Annotated in this window: 8 protein-coding genes; all 8 read right to left on the bottom strand. The window is 70.7% G+C overall.

Annotation, left to right across the window (positions count from 1 at the left end; translation table 11 throughout):
• Positions 1 to 207: 207 nt before the first annotated feature.
• The gene (gene nuoN / locus ACI6PP_RS21960; protein WP_421113857.1) at positions 208 to 1,833 is read right to left on the bottom strand and encodes an NADH-quinone oxidoreductase subunit NuoN; all 1,626 of its coding nucleotides are present in this window, start codon (positions 1,831 to 1,833) and stop codon (positions 208 to 210) included.
• The gene (locus ACI6PP_RS21955; protein ID WP_421113856.1) at positions 1,830 to 3,368 is read right to left on the bottom strand and encodes an NADH-quinone oxidoreductase subunit M; all 1,539 of its coding nucleotides are present in this window, start codon (positions 3,366 to 3,368) and stop codon (positions 1,830 to 1,832) included. Before ACI6PP_RS21955 ends, nuoN begins: the two co-directional genes overlap by 4 nt.
• Positions 3,365 to 5,320, bottom strand: coding sequence for an NADH-quinone oxidoreductase subunit L (nuoL, locus tag ACI6PP_RS21950; protein WP_421113855.1), 1,956 nt, complete (start codon positions 5,318 to 5,320; stop codon positions 3,365 to 3,367). The genes ACI6PP_RS21955 and nuoL overlap by 4 nt, the downstream gene beginning before the upstream one ends.
• A 16-nt stretch (positions 5,321 to 5,336) precedes the next feature.
• A complete protein-coding gene (gene nuoK, locus ACI6PP_RS21945; RefSeq protein WP_421113853.1) occupies positions 5,337 to 5,633 on the bottom strand; it encodes an NADH-quinone oxidoreductase subunit NuoK in 297 nt (98 codons plus the stop codon).
• The gene (locus ACI6PP_RS21940; protein ID WP_421113852.1) at positions 5,630 to 6,439 is read right to left on the bottom strand and encodes an NADH-quinone oxidoreductase subunit J; all 810 of its coding nucleotides are present in this window, start codon (positions 6,437 to 6,439) and stop codon (positions 5,630 to 5,632) included. The genes nuoK and ACI6PP_RS21940 overlap by 4 nt, the downstream gene beginning before the upstream one ends.
• Positions 6,436 to 7,014, bottom strand: a complete 579-nt coding sequence (gene nuoI / locus ACI6PP_RS21935) for an NADH-quinone oxidoreductase subunit NuoI (RefSeq protein ID WP_421113851.1) — start codon at positions 7,012 to 7,014, stop codon at positions 6,436 to 6,438. Before nuoI ends, ACI6PP_RS21940 begins: the two co-directional genes overlap by 4 nt.
• Position 7,015: 1 nt before the next feature.
• A complete protein-coding gene (nuoH, locus tag ACI6PP_RS21930; protein WP_421113850.1) occupies positions 7,016 to 8,293 on the bottom strand; it encodes an NADH-quinone oxidoreductase subunit NuoH in 1,278 nt (425 codons plus the stop codon).
• The coding region (locus tag ACI6PP_RS21925) for a molybdopterin dinucleotide binding domain-containing protein (protein ID WP_421113848.1) at positions 8,290 to 9,357 on the bottom strand (1,068 nt) is incomplete at its 5' end. The genes nuoH and ACI6PP_RS21925, both read right to left, overlap by 4 nt.

The following is a 9,357-nucleotide window of genomic DNA, read 5'->3' as shown; positions in this document are numbered from 1 at the left end:
GCCCGCAGCAGGTGCGCGGCCGCCTCGCTGACGAAGCGCTGGTCGGTCTCGGTGGCGGCGCCGAGCTGCTTCTCGACCTCGTCCAGCCCCAGGCGGACGCGTGACTCCAGCTCGGGGTCGGCGTAGTCGAGCTCGAACGCTGGCACGGTGACACGTCTCCTGGACTCGGGCGGCTCGCCCTCGACCGAAGGGCGTGCCGCCATTGTCTCATCGGACGAAAGCGCCCGCGGACTGGGCGAGGTCGAGCACCGGACCGGGCACGACGCCGAGCAGGACGGTGACCACGACGGCCACCGCGATCACCGCGGTCGTCGCCATGCTGGGCACCGCGACGACCGGCGCGTCGCCGGAGGGCTCAGTGAAGAACATCGTCACGATCACCCGCACGTAGAACGACGCGGCCACGACGCTCGCGAGCACCGCGACGACCACGAGCGGCCAGGCGCCGCCGGACCACGCGGCGCTGAAGACCGCCCACTTGCCGATGAAGCCGCTGGTCAGCGGGATGCCGGCGAAGGCGAGCATGAACAGCGCGAAGGCCCCGGCGACGAGCGGCGACTCCTTGCCGAGCCCGGCCCACCGCGAGAGCTGGGTGGTCTCCCCCGACGCGTCGCGGACGATCGTGACGACGGCGAACGCGCCGATCGTCGAGAAGCCGTAGACCGTCAGGTAGAACAGCACGCTCGAGACGCTGGTGACGCTCGCATCGGCGGTGCCGACGAACGCCCCGGTGACGCCCACCAGGATGAACCCGGCGTGCGCGATCGAGGAGTACGCGAGCATCCGCTTGACGTCGGACTGGGTGACGGCCGCGACCGCGCCCACCACCATCGTGAGGATGGCGACGACCCAGAACATCGGGCGCCAGTCCCAGCTCGCCCCGCCGAACGCGACGAAGAACAGCCGGAGCATCGCACCGAACGCGGCCACCTTGGTGCCCGCGGCCATGAACGCCGTCACCGCGGTGGGGGCGCCCTGGTAGACGTCGGGCGTCCACGCGTGGAACGGGACGGCGCCGACCTTGAACATCACGCCGACGGCCATCAGCGCCATGCCGGCCAGCAGCAGGTTGCTGCCCTCGATGCGGTTGCTGACGGCCTGGTCGACGTCGGCGAAGCCGAACCCGCCGGCGAAGCCGTAGACGAGCGCGATGCCGTAGACGAAGAACGCCGAGCTGAACGCGCCGAGCAGGAAGTACTTCATCGCCGCCTCCTGGCTCAGCAGGCGACGACGTCGCGCCAGGCCGCAGAGCAGGTACAGCGGCAGCGAGAGCACCTCGAGCGCGACGAACATCGTCAGCAGGTCGTTGGCGGCGGGGAACAGCATCATGCCCACGAGCGCGAACATCGCGAGCGGGAAGACCTCGGTGTGCTCGATCCGGTGCTCGACGGCCTCGCGCTCCATGGCCGACCCGGGAGGCGCGGCGGCCTGGCCGGTGAAGGCCGACAGCCCGCCCTCGAGACGACGCTCGGCGAACAGCACCATGCTGACCAGCCCGAACAGGAGCAGCAGGCCCCACATGAACACCGACGGTCCGTCGACGGCGACGGCACCCTCGGCGACGACACGACCGCGGGCGACGAGGTCACCGTCGGCTCGGTCGAGACCGAGTCCGACCCAGACGGTGGCGGCGAACGCGGCCAGGATGCCGACGACCGCGAGCCCGGTCTGGACGGCGAAGCGCGACGCGCGCGGCGCGAAGGCCTCGACCATGACGCCGAGCAGCGCGACGCCGGCGACGATCAGCAGCGGCGACAGGTCGCCGTACTGGATGGTCGGCGAGTCGATCTGCGGCGGTGCGGCGGCGGGCAGCACGAGCAGGGGGTGGGTCATCGGGAGCCCTCCTCGGCCTCGGTCGCGACCGGTGCCGGGTCGGTGACGCCCACGTGCTGCAGCGTGGCGTCGACGGACGGCTGGATCACGTTGAGCAGCGGCTGCGGGAACAGGCCGAGCCCGATGATCAGCACGACCATCGGGGCCAGCGACGCGATCTCGCGGCCGTGCAGGTCGGTGACGTGCGCGTTGTCCTCGCGCAGCGGACCGGTCATCGTGCGTTGGTACATGAGCAGGATGTAGAGCGCGGCGAGGACGATGCCCAGCGTCGCGAAGACGGCGGCGACCGTCGACCGGGTGAAGGTGCCGGCGAGCACCAGGAACTCCGAGACGAACGGCGAGAGCCCCGGCAGCGACAGGCTCGACAGACCCGCGAGGAGCAGGATGCCGGCCAGCACGGGTGCCACCTTCTGCACACCGCCGTAGTCGGCGATGCTGGCCGACCCGCGCCGGGCGATCAGGAACCCGGTGACCAGGAACAGCGCGGCCGTCGAGAGCCCGTGGTTGAACATGTAGAGCGCGGCGCCGGTGGTGGACTGCGTGGTGAAGGCGAAGATGCCGAGGATGATGAAGCCGAAGTGCGACACCGAGGTGTACGCGATCAGGCGGCGGATGTCGTCCTCGCCGATGGCGAGCAGCGCGCCGTAGATGATCGAGATCACCGCGAGGGTGATGACCACCGGGCTCGCCCACTGCGAGGCCTCGGGGAACAGCCCGAGGCAGAAGCGCAGCATGCCGAAGGTGCCGATCTTGTCGAGCACGCTGACCATCAGCACCGACGACCCGGGGGTCGCCGCCTTGGCCGCCCCGGGCAGCCAGGTGTGCAGCGGCCACAGCGGTGCCTTGATCGCGAACGCCACCATGAAGCCGATGAACAGCAGACGCTCGGTCCACGTGCCCATCTCCACGTCCATCAGGTCCGACAGCAGGTACGACGGGCTGCCGGCGCGCGACGACACCACGTAGAGGCCGACGACGGCGGCGAGCATGACGAGCCCGCCGAGCAGGTTGTAGACCAGGAACTTCAGCGCCGCACCCTGGCGGTCGCGGCCGCCGTAGCCGCCGATCAGGAAGTACAGCGGGATGAGCGTGGCCTCGAAGAGGACGTAGAAGAGGAACACGTCGGTGGCCATGAACGCCCCGAGCGCGAGGCCCTCCAGCACCAGCATCCAGGCGAAGAACGACGCGCTGCTCCAGCGGCCGGTGTCGCCGTCGTTCCAGGACGCGAGCACGACGACGGGCGTCAGGATCGCGGTCATCAGCACCAGGGTGAGGCCGAGCCCGTTGACGCCGAGGGCGTAGTGGACGCCGAACGCGCCGATCCAGTCGACCTGCTCGGAGAGCTGGTAGCCCGCGCCGTCGAGGTCGTACTGCGCCGCGATCGCGACCGCGACGACGAGCGTCAGGGTCGCGAAGCCGAGCGCCACCTGCTTGGCCAGCAGGTCACGGCCGCGCGGCAGCAGCGCGAGGACCAGTCCGCCCACGAGGGGGGCCAGTCCGAGAAGGGTCAGCCAGGGCACGTCGTCGCCTCTCATGCCAGGTTCACCGCGAGCACCGCGACCAGGACGATCAGGGCACCGCCGAAGACGGTCAGGGAGTAGGACCGGACGAAGCCGGTCTGGGCGCGCCGGACCTGGGCGGACAGCGCACCGATGCCGCCGGTGACGGCGCGGACAACGCCGTCGACGCCGACCCGGTCGAACACCGCCAGGCCCTTCGTCGCCTGGTCGCCGGGACGCATGAGCACGGCCTCGTTGACGGCGTCGCCGTACAGGTCGCGGCGGCCGGCGCGGGTGACGAACGAGACCTGCTGCGGCTGCTCGGCCGGGACGTCACGACGGCCGTAGGTGGCCCACGCGACGACGACGCCGATGGCGACGAGCACCGTGATGCCGACGCTGAACACCCACGCGGGGACGGCCAGCTCGTGCGTCTCGTACCCGGTGACCGGGATGAGCCAGTCCGAGATCCAGCCGCCGAGCACCAGGAAGCCGCCGAGCACCGACGCGACGGCCAGCACCACGAGCGGGATGGTCATCACCGCGGGCGACTCGTGCGGGTGGGTGTTGGCCTTCCAGCGCCGCGAGGAGGTGAAGGTCATGATCATCAGCCGGGTCATGTAGAACGCGGTGACGCCGGCGCCGAGCGCGGCGGCGACGCCCACGAACACGTTCTCGCCGAACGCGGCCTCGATGATCCGGTCCTTGGAGAAGAAGCCGGAGAACCCCGGGAACCCGATGATCGCCAAGTACCCCATCGCGAACGTGCCGAACGTCAGCGGCATCAGGCGCGCGAGCCCGCCATACCTGCGCATGTCGACCTCGTCGTTCATGCCGTGCATCACCGAGCCGGCACCGAGGAACATGTTGGCCTTGAAGAAGCCGTGCGTGATCAGGTGGAAGATCGCGTACGCGTAGCCCGCGGGGCCGAGGCCGGCCGCCAGCATCATGTAGCCGATCTGGCTCATCGTCGAGCCGGCGAGCGCCTTCTTGATGTCGTCCTTGGCGCAGCCGATCCACGCACCGGCGATCAGCGTCACCAGGCCCACGACGACGACCGCGGTGCGCGCGACGTCGGTGATCTCGTAGATGTAGTTCGAGCGGACGACCAGGTAGACGCCGGCGGTGACCATCGTCGCGGCGTGGATCAGGGCCGACACCGGGGTGGGGCCCTCCATCGCGTCGAGCAGCCAGCTCTGCAGCGGCACCTGGGCGGACTTGCCGCACGCGCCGAGCAGCAGGAGCAGGCCGAGCGCCGTGGCGGTGCCGGTGGACACCTGCTCGACGCCCTCGGCGACGCCGACGAACGACGTGGTGCCGAGCTGGGCGAACATCAGCATGATCGCGAGCGCCAGCCCGACGTCACCGACACGGTTGACGACGAACGCCTTCTTGGCCGCGACCGCCGCGGACTGCTTGTGCTGCCAGAACCCGATGAGCAGGTACGACGCCAGGCCGACGCCCTCCCAGCCGAGGAAGAGCACCAGGTAGTCGCCGGCGAGGACGAGCGTCAGCATCGCCGCGATGAACAGGTTGAGGAAACCGAAGAACCGGCGGCGGCGCGGGTCGTGCGCCATGTAGCCGATCGAGTAGACGTGGATCAGCGTGCCGACGCCGGTGATCAGCAGCACGAACAGCGCCGACAGCGGGTCGTACAGGAACGTCATGTCGACCTGGAACCCGCCGACGTGGATCCAGGCGAACAGGTTCTGCTCGATGCTGCGGTCGCCCGCGTCGCGTCCGAGCAGGGTGACGAACAGGACGACGCCGATGACGAACGACGCGAGCGACGCGGCCGTGCCGAGCAGGTGGCCGCGCTTGTCGGCGAGGTCGAAGCGGGGGCCGTCGCCGAGCACGAGCAGCGCGGAGCTGACGAGCGGGACGACGATCATCACCGCGATCAGCACGAAGACGCCGGAGGCGGCCACGGGCGCGAGCGCGTCGGGTGCCTGCTCGCTCGCGAGCAGCAGGTCGGTGGGTGTGGTCATGCTGGGGGACCCGTCCTCAGTACTTGAGCAGGCTCGCGTCGTCGACCGAGGCCGAGCGACGCGTACGGAAGATGGACACGATGATGGCCAGGCCGACCACGACCTCGGCCGCCGCGACGACCATCACCAGGAACGCGGCGATCTGTCCGTCGAGGTTGCCGTGGGCCCGCGCGAAGGTGACGAACGCGAGGTTGGTGGCGTTGAGCATCAGCTCGACGCACATGAACACCACGATCGCGTTGCGGCGCACCAGGACGCCGACGGCGCCGATGGTGAACAGCAGCAGCGACAGCGTCAGGTAGTGGTCGGTCACTGGCCGTCCTCCCCGCCGGTGGAGCTGCGCGGGGTGGAACCGCCGATCGTGCGCTGGTCGGAGTCGGGGTCGAGCTGGCGCAGGGTCTGCGCGACGTCGTCCTCGAAGCCCTCGCGCACCGAGCCGCGGGCGCGCAGCACGCGCGAGACCGACAGCTCCGACGGCGAGCCGTCGGGGAGCAGCGCGGGGGTGTCGACGGCGTTGTGCCGGGCGAACACGCCGGGGGTGGGCAGCGGGCCGGGGTGCCGGCCGGTCTCGGCGTACTCCTGCAGGCGCGCCGAGGCCTCCTCGCGCTGCGAGCGGCGCGGCACCAGGCGCTCGCGGTGCGCGAGCACCATCGCGCCGACGGCGGCGGTGATGAGCAGCGCCGCGGTGAACTCGATGGCGAGCACGTACTTGGTGAACATCAGCGCGGCCAGGCCGTAGACGTTGCCGTTGGCGTTGGCCTCGCCGAGGCCGACCGAGACGCCGACGACGCCCTGCCCGACCACGAGCACGACGAGCACGCCGAACGTCAGACCGACGCCGAGCGCCAGCATCCGCTGGCCCTTGATGGTCTCGACGAGCGAGTCGGACGCGTCGACGCCCACGAGCATCAGCACGAACAGGAACAGCATCATGATCGCGCCGGTGTAGACGATGATCTGCACCGCGAACAGGAACGGGGCGCCCTGCGAGGCGTAGGTGATCGCGAGGCTGATCATCACGACGGCGAGCAGCAGCGCCGAGTGCACGGCCTTGCGGGCCAGCACCACGCCGAGGGCCGCGACGACCATCACCGGGGCGAGCGTCCAGAAGGTGATCACGAGGCCTGCTCCCCCTCGCTGCCGTCACCGGCCACCGAGACGTCGGCGCGGGCGGCACGCTCGGCCGCGGTGCCGCGGTAGTAGTCCTCGGCGTCGTCGCCGAGCATCATCTCGTGCGGCGGCTGCTCCATGCCGGGCAGCAGCGGCGCCAGGAGGTCCTGCTTCTCGTAGATCAGCGCCTCGCGCGAGCGGTCGGCGAGCTCGTACTCGTTGGTCATCGTGAGCGCCCGGGTGGGGCACGCCTCGATGCACAGGCCGCACAGAATGCAGCGCAGGTAGTTGATCTGGTAGACGCGGCCGTACCGCTCGCCGGGGCTGAACCGCTCGTCCTCGGAGTTGGAGGCGCCCTCGACGTAGATGGCGTCGGCCGGGCAGGCCCAGGCGCACAGCTCGCAGCCGATGCACTTCTCCAGGCCGTCGGGCCAGCGGTTGAGCTGGTGACGTCCGTGGAACCGCGGCGCGGTGGGCTTCTTCTCGAACGGGTACTGCTCGGTGACGGGCTTGCGGAACATCGTCCGGAAGGTCACCCCGAACCCGGCGACCGGGTCCCACAGCTGTTCCTTGAGCGTGGCCATCTCACTCCTGCCTGGAGGTGGTGGACGCCGACGTGGTCGTGACGTCGTCGGTGACGGGTGCCTGGGGGTGCTGCTGACCGGGCATGGGGGGAACGGGGAAGCCGCCCGCGTACGCGTCGAACTCCTCGTCCCGCGGTGGCTCCTCGGCCTTCTTCTTCGACTCCGGGATCAGGCTGATCAGCAGCAGGACCACCGCGACGCAGGCCGCGACGATCAGCAGCGTCTGCCGGTCGATCGAGACGTCGGACTGGACCTTGCGCACGATCATCACCAGCACCGTCCAGGCCAGCGCGGCCGGGATCAGCCACTTCCAGCCGAACTTCATGAACTGGTCGTAGCGCATGCGGGGCAGCGTGCCGCGCAGCCAGATGAACAGGAAGATGAAGGCCAGGGTCTTGCCGAGGAACCAGAGCACCGGCCAGTAGCCCTCGTTCGCACCGTCCCAGAACGCGATCGGGTACGGGGCGCGCCAGCCGCCGAGGAAGAGCGTGGTGGCCAGGGCCGAGACCGTGACCATGTTGACGTACTCGGCCAGGAAGAACAGCGCGAACTTGAGCGAGGAGTACTCGGTGTGGAACCCGCCGACCAGCTCGCCCTCAGCCTCGGGGAGGTCGAACGGCGCGCGGTTGGTCTCGCCGACCATCGCGATGACGTAGATGACGAACGCGGGGAACAGCGGGATGAAGAACCACATGCCCTCCTGCGCGTCGACGATCTCCGAGGTGGACATCGAGCCGGCGTAGAGGAAGACCGAGACGAACGACAGGCCCATCGCGATCTCGTACGAGATCATCTGCGCCGACGAGCGCATGCCGCCGAGCAGCGCGTACGTCGAGCCCGACGACCAGCCGGCGAGCACGATGCCGTAGATGCCGATCGACGTCACCGCCAGCACGTAGATGACCGCGACGGGAAGGTCGGTGAGCTGCAGGGGCGTCTGGACGTCGGTGAACGGGATCGTCACCTCGGGCCCGAACGGGATGACGGCCCAGGCCATGAAGGCCGGGATGGTGGCGATGATCGGTGCGAGGACGTAGACGACCTTGTCGGCCGCCGTGGGGATGATGTCCTCCTTCAGCGCGAGCTTGACGCCGTCGGCCAGCGACTGCAGCAGGCCGAACGGGCCGTGCACGTTGGGGCCGACGCGGTGCTGCATCTTGGCCACGACACGACGCTCGAACCAGATGTTGAACAGCGTGTAGACGACCAGGACCACGAAGATCAGGACCGCCTTGAGGATGACGACCCACCAGGACTCGGTGCCGAACAGCTCGCTCATGCGCTGACCTCCGTGGTGGCGACCTCGAGGCTCACGGTGTCGCCGGACCGGGCGCCCAGCACCTGCAGCAGCGACAGGCCGCCGGAGTTCGCCGGGGCCCACACCACCCCGTCGGCGAGGTCGGCGGCCTCGACGGGCAGCGCGACCGCGCCGCGGTCGGTGCGGAGCACCACCTCGTCGCCCTCGGCCAGGCCGAGGCCGGCGATCGTGGTGGCCGACAGGCGGGCGACCGAGCGACGGGCGGTGGCGCGGTACGCGTCGTCGCCGTCCTGGCCGCGGCCGTCGTCGACGAGCTGGCGCCAGGTGGACAGGACCGCCTGACCCGCCGCGACCTTGGGCGCGTGGCCGGGCTCGACGAGCGGCGCGGCGGCGCGGTCACCGTCCCAGAGGCCGACGTCGAGGACGTCGGTGTGCACCTGGGCGGTGGTGCGGAACCCGAGCGGGCGTCCCATCTCCTCGGCCATGCCGGCGAGCACGCGGGCGTCGGGCAGGGAGTTGGGCTGGTCGATGACGGTGCCGAACGGGCGGCGGCGTCCCTCCCAGGTGACGAAGGTGCCGGACTTCTCCACCGGCGGGGCCACGGGCAGGACGACGTCGGCGCGGGCCGTCACGTCGCTCTCGCGCACCTCGAGGCTGACGACGAACTCGGCCGCGTCGAGGGCGGCGAGGGCGACGTCGCGGTCGGGCAGGTCGTCGAGCTCGACGCCGCCGACCACCAGGCCGGCGAGCTCGCCGGCGGCGGCTGCGGCCCAGATGGCCGCCGCGTCGCGGCCTGGCTCGGCGGGCAGCGAGTCGACGCCCCAGGCGGCGGCGAGGTCGGCGCGCGCGCTGGCGTCGGCGACCGGACGTCCGCCCGGCAGCAGCCCGGGCAGGCAGCCGGCCTCGACGGCGGGACGGTCGCCCGCACGACGGGGCACCCAGGCGAGGCGGGCGCCGGTGTGGCGCGCGAGACGGTGGGCGGCGGTGAGCGCGCCGGGCACGGTGGCCAGGCGCTCGCCGACCAGCACGACGTCGGCGGCCCCGAGCCCGAGGGACTCGTCGTCGGCCAGGGCCGCGAGGGCCTT

The organism is Solicola agrisoli, assembly GCF_049059935.1.
Lineage (GTDB): Bacteria > Actinomycetota > Actinomycetes > Propionibacteriales > Nocardioidaceae > JAURVT01.
This window is presented reverse-complemented; position numbering and strand designations above follow the sequence as displayed.

Bases quoted from the DNA above. Each gene is read 5' to 3' on its own strand.
- ACI6PP_RS21955 (WP_421113856.1), bottom strand. From the start codon at position 3,368: ATGAGAGGCGACGACGTGCCCTGGCTGACCCTTCTCGGACTGGCCCCC.
- nuoL (WP_421113855.1), bottom strand. From the start codon at position 5,320: ATGACCACACCCACCGACCTGCTGCTCGCGAGCGAGCAGGCACCCGAC.
- nuoH (WP_421113850.1), bottom strand. From the start codon at position 8,293: ATGAGCGAGCTGTTCGGCACCGAGTCCTGGTGGGTCGTCATCCTCAAG.
- nuoI (WP_421113851.1), bottom strand. From the start codon at position 7,014: ATGGCCACGCTCAAGGAACAGCTGTGGGACCCGGTCGCCGGGTTCGGG.
- nuoN (WP_421113857.1), bottom strand. From the start codon at position 1,833: ATGACCCACCCCCTGCTCGTGCTGCCCGCCGCCGCACCGCCGCAGATC.